20 protein-coding genes are annotated in these 19,990 nt (G+C 58.1%); 14 read left to right on the forward strand and 6 right to left on the reverse strand.

The window, feature by feature from the left end; genetic code table 11:
• Positions 1-36 precede the first annotated feature (36 nt).
• Positions 37-366, forward strand: coding sequence for a hypothetical protein (locus HUO14_RS01240; RefSeq protein WP_176278068.1), 330 nt, complete (start codon positions 37-39; stop codon positions 364-366).
• 16 nt (positions 367-382) lie between these two features.
• Here the strand turns inward: HUO14_RS01240 and HUO14_RS01245 are convergent, their stop codons facing one another.
• Positions 383-1,429, reverse strand: a complete 1,047-nt coding sequence (locus HUO14_RS01245) for a hypothetical protein (protein ID WP_176278069.1) — start codon at positions 1,427-1,429, stop codon at positions 383-385.
• Positions 1,430-1,466: 37 nt separating this feature from the next.
• Complete coding sequence (gene clpB / locus HUO14_RS01250; protein WP_176278070.1) at positions 1,467-4,061, reverse strand: ATP-dependent chaperone ClpB; 2,595 nt, start codon at positions 4,059-4,061, stop codon at positions 1,467-1,469.
• Between the two features lie 149 nt (positions 4,062-4,210).
• Here clpB and HUO14_RS01255 point away from each other — a divergent pair, with 149 nt between their 5' ends.
• Positions 4,211-6,415 carry a penicillin acylase family protein gene (locus HUO14_RS01255; protein ID WP_176278071.1) on the forward strand — a complete coding sequence of 735 codons (2,205 nt, stop codon included), beginning with the start codon at positions 4,211-4,213 and terminating at the stop codon, positions 6,413-6,415.
• Between the two features lie 122 nt (positions 6,416-6,537).
• Here the strand turns inward: HUO14_RS01255 and nadB are convergent, their stop codons facing one another.
• Together nadB and HUO14_RS01265 are read right to left on the reverse strand one after the other, a co-directional pair.
• On the reverse strand, positions 6,538-8,130 hold the full coding sequence (gene nadB / locus HUO14_RS01260) for an L-aspartate oxidase (RefSeq protein WP_176278072.1): 1,593 nt from the start codon (positions 8,128-8,130) through the stop codon (positions 6,538-6,540).
• Positions 8,127-9,065, reverse strand: a complete 939-nt coding sequence (locus tag HUO14_RS01265; RefSeq protein ID WP_176278073.1) for an ABC transporter ATP-binding protein — start codon at positions 9,063-9,065, stop codon at positions 8,127-8,129. The genes nadB and HUO14_RS01265 overlap by 4 nt, the downstream gene beginning before the upstream one ends.
• A 168-nt stretch (positions 9,066-9,233) precedes the next feature.
• On the opposite strand from HUO14_RS01265, the gene HUO14_RS01270 reads away from it, so the two are divergent.
• The 12 genes from HUO14_RS01270 (at position 9,234) to HUO14_RS01325 (ending at position 17,291) form a co-directional block, all read left to right on the forward strand.
• Positions 9,234-9,752, forward strand: coding sequence for a DUF4402 domain-containing protein (locus HUO14_RS01270; protein WP_176278074.1), 519 nt, complete (start codon positions 9,234-9,236; stop codon positions 9,750-9,752).
• 151 nt (positions 9,753-9,903) lie between these two features.
• Entirely contained in the window at positions 9,904-10,419 is a 516-nt protein-coding gene (locus tag HUO14_RS01275; protein ID WP_176278075.1) for a DUF4402 domain-containing protein, read from the forward strand.
• 86 nt (positions 10,420-10,505) lie between these two features.
• Entirely contained in the window at positions 10,506-11,054 is a 549-nt protein-coding gene (locus tag HUO14_RS01280) for a DUF4402 domain-containing protein (protein ID WP_176278076.1), read from the forward strand.
• A gap of 47 nt (positions 11,055-11,101) precedes the next feature.
• Complete coding sequence (locus HUO14_RS01285) at positions 11,102-11,311, forward strand: zinc-finger domain-containing protein (protein ID WP_176278077.1); 210 nt, start codon at positions 11,102-11,104, stop codon at positions 11,309-11,311.
• A 48-nt stretch (positions 11,312-11,359) separates the two neighbouring features.
• Entirely contained in the window at positions 11,360-12,787 is a 1,428-nt protein-coding gene (gene tldD, locus HUO14_RS01290) for a metalloprotease TldD (RefSeq protein ID WP_176278078.1), read from the forward strand.
• A gap of 36 nt (positions 12,788-12,823) precedes the next feature.
• Positions 12,824-13,357 carry a DUF924 family protein gene (locus HUO14_RS01295; RefSeq protein WP_217907878.1) on the forward strand — a complete coding sequence of 178 codons (534 nt, stop codon included), beginning with the start codon at positions 12,824-12,826 and terminating at the stop codon, positions 13,355-13,357.
• A 5-nt stretch (positions 13,358-13,362) separates the two neighbouring features.
• On the forward strand, positions 13,363-13,869 hold the full coding sequence (locus HUO14_RS01300; protein ID WP_176278079.1) for a CPBP family glutamic-type intramembrane protease: 507 nt from the start codon (positions 13,363-13,365) through the stop codon (positions 13,867-13,869).
• A 13-nt stretch (positions 13,870-13,882) separates the two neighbouring features.
• Positions 13,883-14,437 carry a pyridoxamine 5'-phosphate oxidase family protein gene (locus HUO14_RS01305; RefSeq protein WP_176278080.1) on the forward strand — a complete coding sequence of 185 codons (555 nt, stop codon included), beginning with the start codon at positions 13,883-13,885 and terminating at the stop codon, positions 14,435-14,437.
• Positions 14,438-14,443: 6 nt separating this feature from the next.
• Positions 14,444-14,656 carry a putative signal transducing protein gene (locus HUO14_RS01310; protein WP_176278081.1) on the forward strand — a complete coding sequence of 71 codons (213 nt, stop codon included), beginning with the start codon at positions 14,444-14,446 and terminating at the stop codon, positions 14,654-14,656.
• Positions 14,653-15,483 carry a patatin-like phospholipase family protein gene (locus HUO14_RS16355; RefSeq protein WP_176278082.1) on the forward strand — a complete coding sequence of 277 codons (831 nt, stop codon included), beginning with the start codon at positions 14,653-14,655 and terminating at the stop codon, positions 15,481-15,483. Before HUO14_RS01310 ends, HUO14_RS16355 begins: the two co-directional genes overlap by 4 nt.
• 142 nt (positions 15,484-15,625) lie before the next feature.
• Positions 15,626-15,964: a P-II family nitrogen regulator gene (locus HUO14_RS01320; protein ID WP_176278083.1), complete on the forward strand. Its 339-nt coding sequence runs from the start codon at positions 15,626-15,628 to the stop codon at positions 15,962-15,964.
• A 16-nt stretch (positions 15,965-15,980) separates the two neighbouring features.
• Positions 15,981-17,291, forward strand: a complete 1,311-nt coding sequence (locus HUO14_RS01325; protein WP_176278084.1) for an ammonium transporter family protein — start codon at positions 15,981-15,983, stop codon at positions 17,289-17,291.
• Between the two features lie 187 nt (positions 17,292-17,478).
• Here the strand turns inward: HUO14_RS01325 and HUO14_RS01330 are convergent, their stop codons facing one another.
• Entirely contained in the window at positions 17,479-19,065 is a 1,587-nt protein-coding gene (locus HUO14_RS01330; RefSeq protein WP_176278085.1) for a GMC family oxidoreductase, read from the reverse strand.
• The gene (locus tag HUO14_RS01335) at positions 18,999-19,964 is read right to left on the reverse strand and encodes a sterol desaturase family protein (protein ID WP_176278086.1); all 966 of its coding nucleotides are present in this window, start codon (positions 19,962-19,964) and stop codon (positions 18,999-19,001) included. Before HUO14_RS01335 ends, HUO14_RS01330 begins: the two co-directional genes overlap by 67 nt.
• Positions 19,965-19,990: the final 26 nt, after the last annotated feature.

Raw genomic sequence — 19,990 nt, forward strand, 5'->3', positions numbered from 1 at the left:
ATCGAAACAACCTTTTGCGATCATAGAGGAATCACAATGAAATTAGGTATCATCGCACTGTCGGCAACTTTTTTGCTTGCCGCGCCCGTCGCCGCCGAGGAACTGGGGGCTTCAAATTCCGAATCTTCTGATGCAACTTCGACCGACACGAAAGAAACAAACAAACCAAAGAAACCGAAAAAAATCACCGACCGCCGTCATCCGGATTATGTCCGTTGCCGGTCAGAGCCAATCATCGGCTCGCTTGCCCGGAAACGCCGGATTTGCATGACCAACGCCGAATGGGCTGAATATGTTAAAGCTGGGGCCCGTGATTCCAGGCAGTTTGTCGAAGATATGCAGGTTGGTGAAGGCGGCAGCAATTAAGAAGAAAATGTGAATTCTAGTTCAATAGCTTGGAATTCAGATCAAAGTCTATTTGCTGGCTTTCTGCCACTGCTTTTCCCCACTGGACAACCATGTCGATTTCGGCACCGTGTAGCTCTGCCATTCGATTTTGTTCTTTCTGTCGTGTTTGAGCGTCGAAGATTTCACCTGTTTTCGCCTGATCGAGCTTCGAGTGACTTTTGAATGCGGGGCCGTTCACACTCTTCATTATGGTTGCTTCGTCCATCCCGAGACCAAATAGGGCATCAAGCGCCGTCATGGTTTCGGGCTGCCTGGCCAAGAAACTGTCGCTGTCCAGCGTCTTTACACGCTCGTCGCCAATCGTAGTGAGTATCTTGGCAAAGGCGGCATGTTGCGAGAGCCATCCAATAGCCGCGACTTGCAGATCGGTGAGTTGCAACAGCTCTTCGGGCGAAAAGCCGCCAAGCGCATAGCCATCCTTCAAGGTTCCCAGCAGCACGTCACGAACCCATATACGGCCCCACATTTCCTTTTTTACGATTGACTGCAAATAGGATTTCAGCGGCGCATATAATAATAATGCTCTGGATTCCAAGCGTAATCTAAGCGCTGGAATAGCCAGCGGCGTGCAGATATTGGACGGCTTGACGATTACCGCCTGGTCTTCGCCCATCGGCCGGGAGAGAAGCCCGAGTGACTTGTCAAGCACGGTCGCCAGCTTCTGGCTGTCCGCACCGCGTCTCCGCCAGCCGATCATGTCGTTGAGTATGACCGGCTCTTTCAGGCCCATCGACACACCGGGAATGTCGAAAGCTCGCGCCATCATCGTGGAACAGCAATAAGCGGAATGGAAAATGAAATGGACCGGCGCGGTCGTCAGTTTTATGTCCGCGATATCCGCTCGCCTGATTAGTTCGTATTGGTCCACATTGGGCAAATGCTCGTCGGTGATGAATGTGCAATTGCGGTGCACATCGCGCGGGACATGGACAAAGCGGAAGGCGTCGGCGACCTCGTCATAGCGATGCGGAAGATAATCCGCATCGCTTAAGATTTCGGCTTGTCTCGCGGCTAAACTCATCGACGCTATCTGCCTGTCAGGAGCGGATTGCGCAAGCCTAAGCTGCATCCGTCGCAACCCGCTCCATCTTCAGCCCACCGTCGCCTTCGTCAATTCTGACCGTACTGTTATCCGGCACGTCACCGCGCAGGATCAGGTCTGCGAGCGGGTCCTGCAGATATTTCTGGATCGCCCGCTTCAGCGGCCGTGCGCCGTAGACCGGATCATAGCCGACCCGTCCCAGCCAGCGCCGCGCCGCGTCGGTCAGGTCCAGTTCGATTTTCCTGTCCTTGAGCAGTTTCTGCACCCGCAGGACCTGAATATCGACAATCGGCGCCATATGTTCTTCGGCCAGCCGGTGGAACAATATGATCTCGTCCAGCCGGTTGAGGAATTCGGGCCGGAAATGGGCGCGAACGACTTCCATCACCTGCGGCTCGACATCCTTGACCGTTTCGCCGTCCTTCATGTTCGCCATATATTGGCTGCCGAGATTGGAGGTCAGGATGATCAGCGTGTTGGAGAAATCCACCACACGGCCCTGGCCGTCGGTCAGACGACCGTCGTCGAGCACCTGCAGCAGCACGTTGAACACGTCGCCATGCGCCTTTTCGACCTCGTCGAACAGGATCACCTGATAGGGGCGCCGGCGAACCGCTTCGGTCAGCACGCCGCCTTCGTCGTAACCGACATAGCCGGGAGGCGCGCCGATCAGCCGTGAGACGCTGTGCTTTTCCATGAATTCGGACATGTCGATCCGGACCATCGCCTGATCGTCGTCGAACAGGAAACCGGCCAGCGCCTTGGTCAGTTCGGTCTTGCCGACGCCGGTGGGGCCGAGGAACAGGAAGCTGCCCAGTGGCCGGTTGGGATCCTGCAGGCCGGCGCGGCTGCGGCGCACGGCGGCAGATACTGCCGAGATTGCGTCCTTCTGCCCGATCACCCGCTTGCCGATCAGCTCTTCCATGGCCAGCAGCTTCTCGCGTTCGCCCTCGAGCATCTTGTCGACCGGGATTCCGGTCCATTTCGAAACCACGGCAGCAATATCTTCCGACACGACTTCCTCGCGCAGCATCGCGCCTTCGCTCGCACCGGCAGCTTCTTCGAGCGCCTTTACGAGCTTGGGAATGGTGCCGTAGCTCAATTCTCCGGCCTTCGCGAGATCGCCCGCCCGCTCGGCCTGTTCCAGTTCAAGCCGGGCCTGGTCCAGTTGCTCCTTGAGATGCGATTCCGCGTGGATCTTGTCCTTTTCGCCCTGCCAGCGGGTGGTCAGTTCGGCGGATTGCTGCTCGAGTTCGGCCAGTTCTTTCGTCAGCGTTTCCAGACGTCCCTTGGAGGCATCGTCGCTTTCCTTGGACAGGGCCTCGCGCTCGATCTTGAGCTGGATGATCCGGCGGTCAAGATTCTCGATTTCTTCCGGCTTGGATTCCACTTCCATACGGATGCGCGAAGCCGCCTCGTCCATCAGATCAATGGCTTTGTCGGGCAGGAAACGGTCCGAAATATAACGGTTCGAGAGAGTCGCCGCGCTGACCAGAGCGCCATCGGTAATCCGCACCCCGTGGTGCAGTTCGTATTTCTCCTTCAACCCCCGGAGGATCGAGATCGTGTCTTCGACGGTCGGTTCGCCGATGAAGACAGGCTGGAACCGTCTTTGCAGCGCGGCATCTTTCTCGACATATTTCTGATATTCATTGAGCGTGGTTGCCCCGATACAGTGGAGTTCACCCCGCGCCAGTGCCGGCTTGAGCAGGTTGGAAGCGTCCATGGAGCCTTCCGAAGCGCCCGCGCCGATCAATGTGTGCATCTCGTCGATGAACAGGATGATTTCGCCCTCTGCCCCGCGCACATCGTCAAGCACGCTCTTGAGCCGCTCTTCAAACTCGCCGCGATATTTCGCGCCGGCGATCAGCGAGCCCATGTCCAGCGACATCAGGCGGCGGTCCTTCAGGCTGTCGGGTACATCACCGTTTGCAATGCGCAGCGCCATGCCTTCTGCGATGGCGGTCTTGCCGACCCCGGGTTCACCGATCAGGACCGGATTGTTCTTGGTCCGGCGCGCCAATATCTGGATCGTGCGCCGGATTTCCTCGTCGCGACCGATGACCGGATCGAGCTTGCCGTCGCGCGCGGCCTGGGTCAGGTCGCGGGTATATTTTTTCATCGCCTCATAGCTCTCTTCGGCCGAGGCGCTGTCCGCCGTGCGTCCACCGCGCAATTCGTTGATCGCGCTGTTCAGCGCTTCGGGCGTTACGCCGGAGGATTGCAGCGCCTTGCCCGCCGGGGTGTCTTTCGACAATAGCAGCGCGAGCAACAGCCGCTCAACCGTGACATAGCTGTCGCCGGCCTTCTCCGCGATCTGCTCTGCCTGATCGAGCATCCGCACCGCGTCATTGTTGAGACCCGGCGTCTGCTGCGCACCGCCGCCGGATACCGCAGGAATCTTGTCCAGAACCGCATCGATTTCCCGATGCGCCGTCTTGGCATCGCCGCCTGCCTTGGTGATCAGTCCCGCCGCCATGCCCTGATCGTCTTCGAGCAGCGCCTTGGCGATATGGCCGGCAGTTATCTGCTGGTGATTCATCCGGATGGCTACGGTCTGTGCCGATTGCAAAAACCCTTTGGCGCGGTCGGTGAATTTCTCAAGGTTCATTGGTTCATCCTGTTCAATCTCGGTCTCTTGTCATAAATATGGTGTTGTAGTCGTGCAACACAACCATATTGATGACTTTTTCCGTCGGAGATATATGGTAAGCGTGAAAATAAGCGCAGCTTAAGTCGCTGCCCGGGAGGATAAAATACGTGAAAACACTTAAACGGGCGGGCCTCGGGTTGCTGGTATTTCTTGTGCTGGCGGGAATCGGGCTGGCGGTCTGGGAACCGCTGAGCGTCGAAACTGCTGCAGCGCCAGCCGATGGTTCCTACGAGGCCCGGATCGTCCGCGATGAATTTGGTGTTCCGCATATCTTCGGCAAGACCGACGCCGATGTCGCTTATGGCGTTGCCTATGCGCATTCCGAGGACGATTTTTCGACGCTGCAGGAAGTGACCGCGATGACGCGGGGCCGGATGGCGACGCTCAACGGGTCAGAGAGCGCGCCGATCGACTATATTGCTGCCTTGATGGATGTGCGCGGCACGGTGACTCGCAAATATGCTGATCTTCCGACGGACGTCCGCGCCGTGCTCGCCGGATATGCGTCCGGTCTCAATGCTTATGCCGCGGATCATCCGGAAGAAGTCAAACTGGCCAAATTATTCCCGGTCAATGACCAGGATATAGCCGCAGGTTTCGTGCTGCGTTCGCCTTTTTTCTTCGGAATCAACAATCCGATAGAAGCGCTGGTGCAGAACAAACCGCTGCCGCGCGAAGGCGGACCGCGCCTGTCCGGCGAACAGGAGAAAAAGTCCGTCCATCCACTGAGTCCTGACAAGATCATCGACGATAAAACAGTCACGCCGGTTGGCCCTGATCCGGACGAGAACGGCTCCAATGCTTATGCAATCGCGCCGGAACTCTCTCCCGAGGGCAAGACCCGCCTGATCTCCAATTCGCACCAGCCTCTGCGCGGCAATGTCGCCTGGTACGAGCTGGTCGTGCACAGCGACGAAGGTTGGGACTTTGCCGGGGCCAATTTCCCGGGATCGCCGTTTCCGTTTCTGGGGCATAATAAATATCTTGGCTGGACCAACACGGTCAACCGGCCCGATCTGGTCGATATCTACAAGCTCACGCTGAACAACAGCAAAGACGCCTACCGCTTCGACGGTGGATGGAAACCGCTGGAGAAAAAGCGCGTCTGGCTGAAGATCAAGTTCGGTCCCTTCGTCATTCCCTATCCGCAGGTCGCCTATCGCTCGATCCACGGGCCGGTGATCATCAACGACAGCGGCGCCTATGCGCTTCGCTATGCCGGTATCGACCAGCTCGACATGCTGACCCAATATTACCGGATCAACAAGGCGAGTAATTTCGACGAATGGCAGGCGGCGATGGCGGGGCAGGGCGTCCCGGCGACCAATTTCATCTATGCCGATGCCGAGGGCAATATCGGGATGTACTACAACGCGATGTTCCCCGACCGGCCCGAGGGCCATGACTGGCGGACGGTGCTGCCCGGCGATACATCTGCAACTCTGTGGCAAGGGGCATTGCCGTTCACGCGCGTGCCCGCGCTGGTCAATCCGGCTTCCGGCTATGTCATGAATGCCAATAACACGCCTTATATCGCGGCGGGTCCGGGCGATGAACTCAAACCGGACAATTTCTCGCCGCTGCTCGGCGTCGAGAGTGACGAAACCAACCGGTCGCGCCGCTCGATCGCCCTGCTGGAACGCGCCAATGCCGACGGCAAGATCACCGACGCCGAATTATGGGCGATCAAATATGATACCGGCTATGAAAAGGCCGGCTATGCGAAGGACTGGCTGGACAGGATTGCCGCGCTCGATCTGAAAGACAGTGCGAAACTGCTCAAGGCGCAGCAACTGCTCGCCCAGTGGGACTGGAATCTTGATGGCAAGGGCGCTGCCGATGCGCTGGCGCTGATGGTTTTGCGCCCGGCCAACAAGTCGCATTATAACCGCGGGAAAATGCCGGACCCGCGCCAGATACTGGAAGAAACGGTCGACCATCTGAAGCAATATTTTGACAGGATCGATCCGCCGATGTTGAATGTGCTGCGGATGCGGCAGGGCGATGTCGATCTGCCGGTTGACGGTGGCAACGACACGATCCGCGCCTCGACCCTGTGGGATATCGATGAAGACGGGCGACTAAGCGTTCGCCACGGCGACAGCTTCATCATGTTCATGGAATGGGCCAAGGACGGCAAGGTCTATTCGCGCTCGATCCAGCCCTTCGGCGCTGCCACGACGCGACCGGAGTCAAAACATTATACCGACCAGATGCAATTGTTTGTCGACAAGAAGCTGAAGCCGGTGTGGTTTGATCCAAAGGATCTGGAGAAGCACAAGAAAAGCGAAAAGGTGGTGCGGGGGAACTGATCAACCGGCACGCCTGGCCCACAGGGCTCCGCGTCAAGCGCGGAGCACATTATTGCAGGCGCTTCCTATAGTGAGAATTGTGTTTCGCACTCGATGCGGAGCCCGGGCCGCAAACACGTCACCTAGGGCACCAGCACCGTATCCACCGCCTCATCCGCCAGTTCCGGATAATCGGTAATATAGTGCAATCCCCGGCTTTCCTTCCGCGACAGCGCTGATTTGACGATCAGGTCGGCGACCTCGATCAAATTGCGCAATTCGATCAGATCCTGCGTCACGCGGAAATTGCTGTAATATTCCTCGACCTCCTCGCGGAGCAGGTTGATGCGGTTCTGGGCGCGTTCGAGCCGTTTGGTGGTGCGGACGATGCCGACATAATTCCACATGAAGCGCCGGATCTCGGTCCAGGTCTGCTTGATCACCACTTCTTCGTCGCTGTCGGTGACGCGGCTTTCGTCCCAGGGCCGGATCGCGGGCGGGGCAGGGAGGTCATCCCAATGTTCGGCAATATCGCGCGCCGCAGCGTCGCCGAAGACGAAACATTCGAGCAGGCTGTTGGAGGCCAGGCGGTTGGCGCCGTGCAGGCCGCTTTCGCTCGACTCGCCCGCGGCGTAGAGGCCAGGCAGGTCAGTACGCCCCGCCAGATCAATCAGGATTCCGCCACAGGTGTAATGCTGCGCCGGCACGACCGGGATCGGTCCGGTCGTCATGTTGATGCCCAGCCCGATCAGCTTGTCATAGATATTTGGGAAATGACCCTTCACGAATTCCGGATCGCGGTGGGAGATGTCGAGATGAACATAATCCAGCCCGAGCCGCTTGATTTCATGGTCATTGGCGCGCGCGACAATATCGCGCGGGGCCAGTTCCATACGCTCCGGATCGAAGCGCTGCATGAACCGGTCGCCGGCTTCGTCACCGGCATCGTCTGGCAATTTCAGATGCCCGCCTTCGCCGCGCACCGCTTCGGTGATCAGGAAATTCTTGACCTCGAGATTATAGAGGCAGGTCGGGTGGAACTGCATCATTTCCATATTGGAAACCCGCGCCCCCGCCCGCCAGGCCATGGCGATGCCATCGCCGGTCGCACCGCGCGGCGCGGTGGAGAAAAGATAGGTCCGGCCAGCGCCGCCGCTGGCCATGATCGTCGCGCGCGAGGTCAATGTCTCGACATGGCCGGTTTCATTGTCGAGCGCATAGACGCCCCAGACATTTTTCGCGCCGGTCGGTGTTTCGGCATGCCGATCGACGATCAGGTCAATCGCCACCATATGCGGCCGCAGCGTGATATTGGGGTGCGCCGCAGCGGTATTCTGCAACGCTTCCTGTACCGCCCAGCCGGTGGCATCGTCGACATGGACGATCCGGCGGTGGCTGTGTCCGCCCTCGCGGGTAAGGTGGAGGACTTCCGCTTCCTTGTTGAACGGCACGCCCATATCTTCCAGCCGCGCAATCGCCGCCGGTGCATTTTCAACAACAAATTCAACCGTTTCGCGGCGATTGAGACCGGCACCGGCGATCATCGTATCGTTGATGTGATTTTCAAACGTGTCGCCAGCATCGAGCACCGCGGCAATCCCGCCCTGCGCCCAGGCGGTGGAACCACCGGTCAGCTCGCCCTTGGCCAGTACCAGCACCTTGTGGGTGCGGGCCAGCGTGATCGCTGCGCTCAGTCCGGCCGCGCCGGACCCGACGATGATGACGTCGTGGCTCACGCTGCTTTTGCGCGGGTAAGGTTGAGAAACACATCTTCCAGATCAGCTTCTCGTGTCGTGACATCGACGATCGCAAAGCCGCGTTCCTGTACCGCCGCCATCACCCCACCGGCATTGGTCCGGTCCTTGTTATAGGTGACCGCCACCGTACGCGGGCCGATAATTTCGGCTTTCTCGAACAGATCATTGGCAAAGGAGACCGCATCCGCCGCTTCGCTGATATCGCGGTCCAGCGTCAGCTCGACCAGCTTCTCGCGCGCCATGTCGACCAGTTCCGATGTCGGCTTGTTGGCGATCAGCTTGCCGTGATTGATAATCGCGATCCGCTCGCACAGATTCTCCGCTTCCTCGAGATAATGGGTGGTCAGCACGATTGTGACCCCGGCCTTGTTCAGTTCGATGACATATTCCCACAGCTGTTGCCGTAGATCGATATCGACACCCGCCGTCGGTTCGTCGAGCACCAGGATCGGAGGCGAGTGGACCATTGCCTTGGCGACCAGCAGCCGCCGCTTCATTCCGCCGGACAGCGTACGGGCATAGGCGTTGGCCTTGTCCCCGAGATGCACGGCCTCGAGCAATTCCATCGTCCGGCGCTTGGCTTTCGAAACGCCATATAGGCCAGCTTGAACCTCGAGGGATTCAAAAGGAGTGAAAAAGGGATCGAAAATGATCTCCTGCGGCACGATCCCGATCGACGCCTTGGCGTTGCGAGGGCTGTCATCAATATCAAAGCCCCAGATATTGGCGTGGCCGCCGGTTTTGCGCACCATTCCGGACAATATGTTGATCAGCGTGGACTTGCCCGCGCCATTGGGACCCAGAAGGCCGAAGATGGAGCCGCGAGGAACATCGAAACTAATGTCATCGAGCGCCTGTTTTCCGTCGGCGTAGGTTTTGGAAAGATTCTGGATCGATATTGCTGCGTCAGTCATTTTCGTCGCATAGCCCCTTTGCCCGCGCTGCGCAAACCTCCGTTGTCAACGAATGAAAAAACATGTAAATTCAGCATGTTAATCAAAATTTAACGGATAATCTTCGTATTTCTGACAGCTATTGATCGCATAGGTGCAGATCTATTGACCAGAATAGGGAAGTCAAACATGCGTTTAGTTTCGCGGAAACTGTCAGGTGGTGCGCTGGCGATAGTCGGGTGTGCGGCTGCGAGTCCTTCATACGCGCAGACGGCAACAGGTGATGCGGTGGCCGACATTACCCAACCCAGTTCGGTGCAAAGACTGCAAGACCTCCAATTCGGCGACATAATCGCGGGCAGCACGGTTTCCACTGTCGTGGTCAATCCTTCCACCGACGCCCGGTCGATCCAGACCGGCAATGCCACTGCATTTGGCGGCACCGTATCTGCGGCACAGTTTGAGGTATCGGCCCGTCCGCTGCTTTACTATCAGATCAGTGTGCCGGCCTCGACGACCCTGACCCGTAACGGCGGTTCGGAAACGATGCTCGTGGACAATTTTACGCTCAACGGTGCATCTATTCGCCTGATACCGCTTTTCGCCACCATCGGTAATTTCAGGGTGGGCGGTCGATTGACCGTGGGCGCGGCGCAGGAGCCCGGCCAATATGAAGGCAGTTTTGTGGTGACGGTCAATTACCTCTAATTCCGGGTTAACTTCGGATAGATTTTGTGCCCGCATGCGGTGTTGGTTAACGCTGATTTAACCATATTATTCAATCGTATCTACTCATTCCTTCTGTATCGGGATTTCGGTGGGACTTAGCAATTATCAAACACGGGCCGGACGGGGCTCAATGCGAAACATAGCCATTTTGCCGGCTCTGGCGCTTGCCTGCCTTTTTCCGGCAAATGCGGACGCCGCATCCGGCAACAGTCAAACGCGCACGACGATCAACCAGGGTGTCAACATCACCAAAAACGCCGACCTGCATTTCGGGAATTTCGCCGCAGGAACGACTCAGAGCCGGTTCACTATCAATCCGGACAATGACGCTCTTACCCAGACGGGCGGAAACGCCGTCTCGCTCGGCGGAACGCATAGCGCAGCTTCGTTCTCGGCCTATGGAACGCCGCTGGAGAGGGTCCGGATGACGGTCAGCCAGAACCAGATCAATCTGACCCGCGTCGGAGGCACCGAAACCATGCAGGTCGACCAGTTCCGGCTGGATGGCGGCAACGGCACCAGGAACCGGTTTCTGAATGCCGCCGGGACCGTCGAATACAGGCTCGGGGGACGACTCACCATCGGTGCCAATCAGGCGGGAGGCGCGTATGTGGGTACATTCGACATCAATATCGATTATCAATGACCGGCTTCAGGTCCTTGATCGGGTTACCGGAAAATTAACCATAGCCATCAATGCAAACTTTCAGCTTTCGATTTAGGGCAGTTTTTGTGAAGACCAGAGATCAAATCCTACCGCGCGTCATAGGCGGCCTGTTAATCGTGCTCGTCGCTCTGACAAGTGCACCGGTCGTCCTTGCGCAAACCGGTACTGCCGAGGCGGACGCTGTGGTCGTTAGCCCGCTGTCTCTGGTTCCCGTCGATGATCTCAATTTCGGCAATCTTATTCCCGGCCTGACCGGCGGGACCGCTGTCGTTAGCACGACCGGTGTCCGCACCGTTACCGGATCGGTTGTCGCTGCAGGCGGAACGGTGAGCAACGCCGAATTCCAGGGCTATGGTTCGCGCAACCGGTTCGTGTATATCACTTCGGGCGCCGGCACCTATATACTCAACCGTATCGGTGGAGGTGCCGCAATGACCATGCGCAGTCTGACGCTGCAGACCGACAATCTGACGCCGACATTCTTTCCCGGCCTGTTCCGTATTTCCAGTACCGATGTGATTACGCTTCGTATTGGTGCCACGCTGGACGTGGGACCCAGCCAGCAATCCGGGGTGTACGAAGCGACCTTCCCGATAACGATGAACTATTACTGATATTTGCAGGATTGCGCGATGGTCGTTCCATTGCTAATCGCACTTTCATGATAGACGCTCCCGAAATTGTCAGAACGGCCAAGAAACGCAATGCTTGCGATGGCGCCACGGATATCCCCGGCGGCGCAGCGCTCGGCCATCCGCGTGTCTGGCTGGAGATTGACGAAAAAGGCTATGTCGACTGTGGATATTGCGACCGGCGATTCGTATTGACCGGTGGACCCGCAGACGGCGCTCTGGCCCAGGCCGAAGATTAATCCGACATAGGGGGTGCAAGGCCCCCAATTCATTTCTATATGCATAGAATGATAAAAAACCTTGATCCCCGCTCGTTCCTGTATCGCCCCGATGGTCTTGACCCCGAACGCGCCAAAGCGCTGGTTGCGGGCAGCCTTTCCGCCTGTGACGATGGTGAACTCTATCTGCAATATAGCGCGATGGAGAGTTTCGGCTTTGACGATGGCCGTCTGAAGACCGCCGATTACAGTACCGACAGCGGTTTTGGCCTGCGCGGCGTCTCGGGTGAAATGACCGGTTTTTCCCACAGCAATGAAATCAGCGAGGCAGCGATCAAACGCGCTGCGCAGACGCTGCAACTGCTCGATCCTGCCAAAGGCGAGAAAGCCCCGCCCCCGCGCGGCAATAACCGCCATCTTTACGGCGAAGCCAATCCTCTCGAGGCCATACCCTTTGCCAAGAAGGTCGCGCTCTGCCAGCAGATTGATGCTGCGGCGCGAGCACGCGATCCCCGCGTATCCCAGGTTTCGGTCGGTCTGTCCGGTAGCTGGAGCGTGATTGAAATCGTCCGTCCCGACGGCTTTGTCGCCACCGATGTGCGGCCTCTGGTGCGGCTCAATGTCTCGATCGTCGCCGAGCAGAATGGCCGCCGGGAAAGCGGCAGCTTCGGCATGGGCGGGCGTTATCTCTACGACGATCTGTTCGAGGAGGCGCGCTGGAACCGCGCTGTCGACGAAGCGCTGGCGCAGGCTCTGGTCAATCTGGAAAGCGTCGATGCGCCGGCAGGCGAACAGACCGTATTGCTCGGCCCCGGCTGGCCCGGCATCATTCTCCACGAAGCGATCGGCCATGGCCTCGAAGGCGATTTCAATCGCAAGGGCACCAGCGCTTTTTCCGGCAAGATCGGCCAGCGCGTGGCGGCATCTGGCGTAACCGTGGTCGACGATGGCTCGATCAAGGAACGGCGCGGCTCGCTGAGCATCGACGACGAAGGCACGCCGACGCAGGAAAATGTCCTGATCGAGGACGGCATATTGAAATGCTATATGCAGGACCGGCTCAACGCCCGTCTGATGGGCGTCCCCGCGACCGGCAACGGGCGCCGCGAAAACTATGCCCACGCTCCGATGCCGAGAATGACCAACACCTTCATGCGCGGCGGCAAGGACGATCCTGACGAATTGATGAGCCGGGTCAAGAACGGCATCTATGCCAAAAGCTTCGGCGGCGGACAGGTTGATATCGTCTCCGGCAAATTCGTCTTCTCCTGCACCGAGGCATACAAGATCGAGAACGGCAAGCTGGGTGCACCCATCAAGGGCGCAACGCTGATCGGCGATGGCCCGACCGTGCTGACCAAGGTTTCGGGTATCGGCAATGACATGGCGCTCGACGAAGGCATCGGCATGTGCGGCAAGGGCGGACAGTCCGTGCCGGCTGGTGTTGGTCAGCCAACCTTGCTGGTCGATAGCTTGACGGTCGGAGGCACGGCGTAAGCGCTGGCATAATATGGCAAAATCGGGAAAATCCTATTGACCTGGACTGACGAGATATTGCGCTTCTGGTTCGATGAACTTGACTCCAAGGACTGGTGGAACAAGAATGATGCGACCGACGAGTTGATCACGGAGCGCTTCTTCGAGCTGTGGGAAGAACAGAAATCCAGGACCGTCGATGATTTCCTGACCGCGCCCGAGACCGCACTTGCGGCAACCATCCTGTTCGACCAGTTTCCCCGCAATATGTTCCGCGATAGTGCCGATGCATTTTCTACCGACCATCTGGCCCAGCAAATCGCCGAACGGGCGGTTGATCTGGAATTGGACGAAAAGCTGCCCGAGGAGCAGCGCGCATTTCTCTATATGCCCTTCATGCATGCCGAGGATATCCAGCTGCAGAACAAGTCTGTCACGCTGTTCACGAGGCTCGGCAGCAATCAGAAATTTGCCAACGAGCATCGTGACGTGATCGCCGAATTCGGTCGCTTCCCGCACCGTAACAAGATTCTCGGACGGCAATTCCGGCCCGGAGAGCAGGATGCAATCGACGCCGGGGCGCGCTGGTAGGCAATATGCTGGGCGCAGCAATCAGACAGACGTGGCGAGCGCTGCAAACCTGGCCGGCCGCCGGTCGCTGGAAAGCCGCGTTCGGCATTGCTCTCCCGACCGCTGCGATTATTGCGACATGCGGATTTCTGGGCGGCTGGCTCCGCCTTGATCCGGTGAACGACATCCAGTCAGCCCTGATCGCCGCGGTCATTCTGCTTTTCGTCCCCGCCCTCGTCGAAGAGCTTGTCTTTCGCGGTGTCCTGCTGTCCTGGCTCGCGACATTCTCGCAGCGCTGGGGCAGCTGGCTCTCCGCCTTTTTGTTCATGCTCTGGCATCCGGTGCAGGCGCTGACCTTCGGGCCACCATGGTCAGCAATCTTCCTGCAGCCCTCGTTTCTGTTTGCTACGTTCATATTGGGCATTATATTGACCCACATCCGGATCGTGTCACAATCACTGTGGCCGGTTATTGCGATCCACTGGATATTGGTGTTGCTGTGGAAGCTGGTTTTCGGCGGTCCATTTTACTGAACGGGGATCAACCATGGCGGACTTTTTCGACGCCCTGAACGACGATCATATCGCTTTCATCGCCAAACAGCCGATGTTCTGTGTCGCGACAGCGGCCAAGGACGGCCGGATCAATCTTTCACCCAAGGGCTATGATGCCTTTCGAGTGCTCGGCCCCGATCGTGTGGGCTATCTCGATCTGGGCGGTTCGGGCAATGAAACCCACGCCCACCTGCTTGCCGATGGCCGGTTGACGATCATGTTCAACAATTTTGCCAATCCCGCCCTGATCTTGCGTCTCTATGGAACCGGGCAACCGGTATTGCCCCAGGATGAAGGCTGGGAAGAGATTTCGGCCCATTTCGATATTCTACCCGGTACGCGCCAGATTTTCGACATCAGGCTGGACAGTATCCAGACCAGCTGTGGCTGGGGTGTGCCGCAGATGGAGTTGAAAGCGGAGCGCCACACTCTGGTCAAATATCACCGGCAGGCCGATCCGGAAGCCTGGGTCGACAAAAGCGCGGGACGGACGAAAAGTATCGACGGCCTGCCGACCCGGGCAACGGACCGCTATTTTGGCGGATAACCGGCCATGAGCCTCGTGGAATTGTCCCGACATATGCATGGCGTCGAAGCGGAGATCATCCGTGGTCGGCTTGGCGCTGCCGGAATCGGCGCGGTCTGCTTCGACAGCGGCGTCAATCTGGTCGAAGGCGCGGGTATCGCGCTGCCCGCCCGGGTGATGGTGCTGGCCGAAGATCTGGCTGAAGCAAGGGCAATATTGGCCGAGGATGTGTCGCTGTGAGCGGAGCCGGAAAAATTTCGCTCGCGCTCGGCGGTGGCGCTGGTCTGGGCTGGACCCATATCGGCGTGCTGCGCGCGATCGATGAATCGCCGCTGGAAATTGCGGCGATCGCGGGCACCTCGATCGGGGCAATCACCGGCGCCAGCTATGCGGTTGGCAAGCTCGACTATCTCGAGGACATGGCTCGCAACGTCAATTTCCGCAACATGCTGCGATTCATGGACCCCCATTTCAAGCGCGGGGCCGTTATGGGTGCGCGCAATATCGAAAAAGAGCTGGGGGTCGAGTTCGGCGAGCTTGATTTCGAAGACCTGCCGTTTCCGATTGCCGCGGTTGCGGCCGACCTGCGCACCGGTGATACGATCGTGATGAAAGCGGGCAAGCTGGTGCCGGCCATCCGCGCCTCAATGTCGCTGCCGGGCATATTCAAGCCGGTCGAGCATGATGGCCGGCTGCTCGTCGACGGCGGTGCCGCCCTGCCGGTTCCGGTGTCGCCGGCCCGCGAACTCGCGCCCGATGCCCTGTGTCTGTCGGTCAACCTGCAGGACGACTTCATCAACCGCGCGATCGCCGCCGGTATTGCCGAAAACGTAGGCAAGGAACCCAATAGCCTCGCCATCGTCAAGGCATCGGTCGGCCTCTCCCTGCGCAATCTGGGTCGCTATTCCCTGGCGCTCGACCCGCCCGATTTTGCGATGTCTCCGCCGGTCGGCCATATCGACATCCAGAACTTCACCCGCGCCGACGAACTGATCGCCATCGGCCGCCGCGAGACCGAGAAAGTCATCCCGCAAATTTTGGCCAGATTGGCCGAGCGGCCTGCCTAATTATTGTGCATTTGTGCTGCAATGCACAAAAGTTACTCGTTTATGAACAGGCGCCTTTTGTAAAAATCCTTTGAATCCGGCACTTTGAGATTCTGGCACGCGCCTTGCGATGTGTTCCTATGCAACAACCATAGGGGGCGTAATGAAATTTATCATAGCCATAATCAAACCGTTCAAGCTCGACGATGTTCGTGAAGCTCTGACCGGTGTCGGTGTGTCCGGCATGACCGTAACCGAGGTCAAGGGCTTCGGTCGGCAGAAGGGCCAGACGGAAGTCTATCGCGGTGCTGAATATACCACGAACATGGTGCCGAAACTGAAAATCGAAGTGGCGTGCAGCAGCGCCGTCGCTGCCCAGGCGGTCGAGGCCATTCAAGCCGCTGCCGGGACGGAATCGATCGGCGACGGCAAGATCTTCACGATCGGTCTCGAAGGCGCCGTCCGCATTCGCACCGGCGAAACCGGCGACACAGCAATTTAATCGGGGAAGCATGATAATGAGAAAATTTCTAACAATTTCCGCAGGGCTGGCGGTAATGGCTGCGGCCGCGCCCGCGCTGGCACAGGAGGCGGCTGAAGTGGCCGACCCCAGTGCCAATACAGCCTATATCTTCAACACCCTGTTGTTCCTGCTTGGCGGGTTCCTCGTCATGTGGATGGCCGCCGGCTTCGCCATGCTCGAAGCCGGCCTGGTGCGTTCCAAGAACGTATCGATGCAATGTCTGAAGAATATCGGCCTCTATTCGATTGCCGGTATCATGTTCTGGGTCATCGGCTATTCGATTGCCTATCCGGGTTTCGAGGGCGGCTTCATCGGTATCGCCGACTTCCCCTATTCCATGCAGGGGGTTGGTGAAGCAGATGTCGACACCGGCTATTCGGTGGCGTCAGACTGGTTCTTCCAGATGGTATTCTGCGCAACCACGGCGTCGATTGTTTCCGGCACCGTTGCAGAACGCGTGAAAGTCATTCCGTTCTTCATCTTCGTGTTCGTGCTGACCGGGTTCATCTATCCTGTCATCGTGAGCTGGGAATGGGGTGCAGGCTGGCTCGATGCCATGGGCTTCAGTGACTTTGCCGGTTCCACGCTGGTTCACTCGACAGGTGGCTGGGCGGCTCTCGCCGGTGCCTTGATCATCGGCCCCCGTCTGGGTCGCTATGTCGACGGCAAGATCACGGTCATGCCCGGTTCGAGCATCCCGCTCGCTACCCTGGGTACGTTCATCCTGTGGCTCGGCTGGTTCGGCTTCAACGGCGCATCGCAGCTTGCAATGGGCACGATCGGTGATGTCAGCGACGTTTCCAAGATCTTCGTGAACACCAACATGGCCGCAGCTGGCGGTGTGGTAGTCGCGATCGTCCTGACGCAGCTCATCTACAAGAAGATCGACGTCACGATGGCTCTCAACGGCGCATTGGCTGGCCTGGTCTCGATTACGGCAGAGCCGCTCACACCATCCGTACCCTATGCCTTGCTTATTGGCGGTATCGGCGGTGCGATCGTGGTCTTCGCGGTTCCCATGCTCGACAAGCTGAAGATCGACGATGTTGTCGGCGCCATTCCGGTCCACCTTCTGGCCGGTATCTGGGGCACGCTGATCGTTCCTCTGACCAACACCGAAGTGCCGTTCACGGCGCAGCTGACCGGTGTTGTCGCAACCGGCGTGTTCGTGCTGGTCACCAGCTCGATCGTCTGGTTTGCTCTGAAATTCACCCTTGGTGTCCGTCCGACCGAAGAGCAGGAAATGCTCGGAATGGATATCTCCGAAGTGGGCGTCGAAGCCTATCCGGAGTTTGCCAAAGGCTAACCAGTTTGGCGCCGGCCATCCTCTCCCAAATCGGGTCGGCGCCTCACCTTGTTCCTCCTGCGAACAAACAACTTCAAGGCCGGAGATGCGAAAGCATCCCGGCCTTTTTTTTATCTAGAAGAAGCGGCAGCTTGACTGGACCAGATTGCCCCCGCGCGCTGCGTTTCGTGACTTATTGTGGACGACTCTAGCCGAAATCAGCCTTGATAAATTCCGCCGCCCGCTCGCCGATCATGATGCTGGGGGCGTTGGTATTGCCGCTGATGATTTCCGGCATGATCGACGCATCGGCAATATAGAGACCTTCCAGTCCACGGAATTTCAGCCGGGAATCAACAACTGCCGCATCATCTCCACCCATGCGGCAGGTGCCGACGGGATGATAGACGGTGTCGGCGCGGTCCCGGATCAGCTTGTCGAGCTCTGCATCATTGTTGATATCTATCGGATGCCGGTCGGTTGGCGAAAATTCGGTTAGCGGTGGCGTTTCCAATATCCGCTTCATATGCCGCACGCCCTTGCGCAGTGTCGCGATATCCCGGTCATCATCGAGGAAATTCGGATCGATGGCAGGCGGCGCTTGCGGATCGTCAGTGTTCAGTCTGACCGTGCCCTTGCTGTGCGGTCGAAGCACGCAGGCGTGACAGCTGAAGCCGTGACCCTTGACCTTTTCGCGGCCATGATCCTCGAGCATGGCCGGGACGAAATGATACTGGATGTCGGGTGCCGGGACTTCCGGTCCGCTGCTCCAGAAACCGCCCGCTTCGGCATAGGGGGAGGTCATGATCCCGGTGCGCTTCATCCGGTGTTCGATAACCGCTTTGCCCATGCGCCATGTGCCGGCGAGCGAATCGCCGATCAGTTCGGTGGATTCGGTCTGATAGCCGGACACAAAGTCGATATGATCTTTGAGATTCTCGCCAACTTCGGCCTTGTCGACGATCACGTCGACGCCCTTGCCCTTGAGATGCGCAGCCGGACCGATTCCGGATAGCTGGAGAATGTGGGGCGTTCCGAAGGCTCCGGCGGACAGGACTACTGCTCCGCGGGCAGAAATAGTCTCGCTGCCCGAACCGCGTTTGATCTTTACGCCGGTTACGCGACCTTCTTGAATGACCAGTTTTTCGACCAGGGAATCGGTCTTGATCGTCAGATTGGGACGGGAGCGCGCGGGTTCGACATAGGCGCGCGCCGCCGACCAGCGTTCCCCGTCTTTCTGCGTCACTTGGTATATGCCGATACCTTCCTGCTTTTCGCCATTGAAATCATCGAGAATGGGAAGCTGCAGATTGCGCGCCGCTTCGACAAAGGCGACGCTCCCGGGGTTCGGCCATTTCTGGTCCGACACGGACAACGGGCCATCGCCGCCATGATAGTCATCTCCGCCGCGTTCATTGCCTTCGGACTTTTTGAAATAGGGCAGGACCTCGTCATGGGACCAGCCGGTGCAGCCCATCGCCGCCCAATTGTCATAATCCCATTTATTGCCGCGGATATAGACCATCGCGTTGATCGCGCTGGACCCACCGAGCCCGCGTCCGCGCGGCTGATAACCGGTGCGGCCGTTCAGGCCTTTTTGCGGGATCGTTTCAAACTGCCAGTTGGAATTCTTTGGCAAAAACGGCAGTAATCCGGGTGTCTTGACAAGAAAATTATCATTGCGCCCGCCCGCTTCGATCAGGCAGATGGTGCGGTTCGGGTCTTCGCTCAGCCGTCCTGCGACTGCACTGCCGGCGGAACCGCCGCCGATGACGATGAAGTCAAATTCTGCCATATCTCTCTCTCCTGCTCTGCCCAGCGTGCCTTTATGGTCTCGCTGCTTTCACGGGAGCCGTCATGGCTCCACCCGGGCGGTTTTATCAGATAGTTGATCTTGTAGCGCCACGGAGCGCTCCACAAATCCTTCGCAATACCAATCCATTCATGGAAGGCGGCCCACAGCAGATTGAAGCTGCCCAGATTCTTGACGATGCCATATTGGATATTCTCCTCATCGGTCTCCGGTTCAAAAGTACCGAACATCTTGTCCCAGATGATGAAAACCCCGGCATAATTGCGGTCGAGATAGCGCGGGTTGGTCGCATGATGGACCCGGTGGTGCGACGGCGTGTTCATCACAGCCTCGAACCAGCGCGGCATCTTGTCGATCGCCTCGGTGTGGATCCAATATTGATAGATCAGATTGAGGCCGGAAAGAAAGAATATCAGCGCTGGCGGAATACCGAGGTAAAAGAGCGGCATCGAAAAGATGAAGCTGAGCGCAAAAAAGCCGGTCCAGGTCTGCCGCAACGCTGTCGAGAGATTATAATGTTGGCTGCTGTGGTGAACGACATGCGAGGCCCAGAACCATCTGACCCGATGTGCTGTGCGGTGGAACCAGTAATAGGTAAAATCGTCGAGCAGGAAGGCCAGTGGCACAATCCAGAGCGCGTTTGGCCATCCCACCTGAATATCGTAAATACGGTGCTCGTAGACCCAAAGGCTCAGTGCCAGAACAAAGCCGCCAGTCAGGATGCCCGCGAACACGCTGCCGGTTCCCAGCGCCAGCGAAGTGAAGGCGTCCTTCGTTTCGTAACGGATATTCTTGTTCTTGCGGCTCCACACCCATTCCATCGCCACCGTGATGATGAAAAAGGGGACAGCCCAGTCAGTAGGGGAGGGTAGATTCTCCATGACCGCGACTACTTACATAAATGTTA

It is taken from the genome of Parasphingorhabdus flavimaris (assembly GCF_013371215.1).
GTDB classification, from domain to species: domain Bacteria; phylum Pseudomonadota; class Alphaproteobacteria; order Sphingomonadales; family Sphingomonadaceae; genus Parasphingorhabdus; species Parasphingorhabdus flavimaris.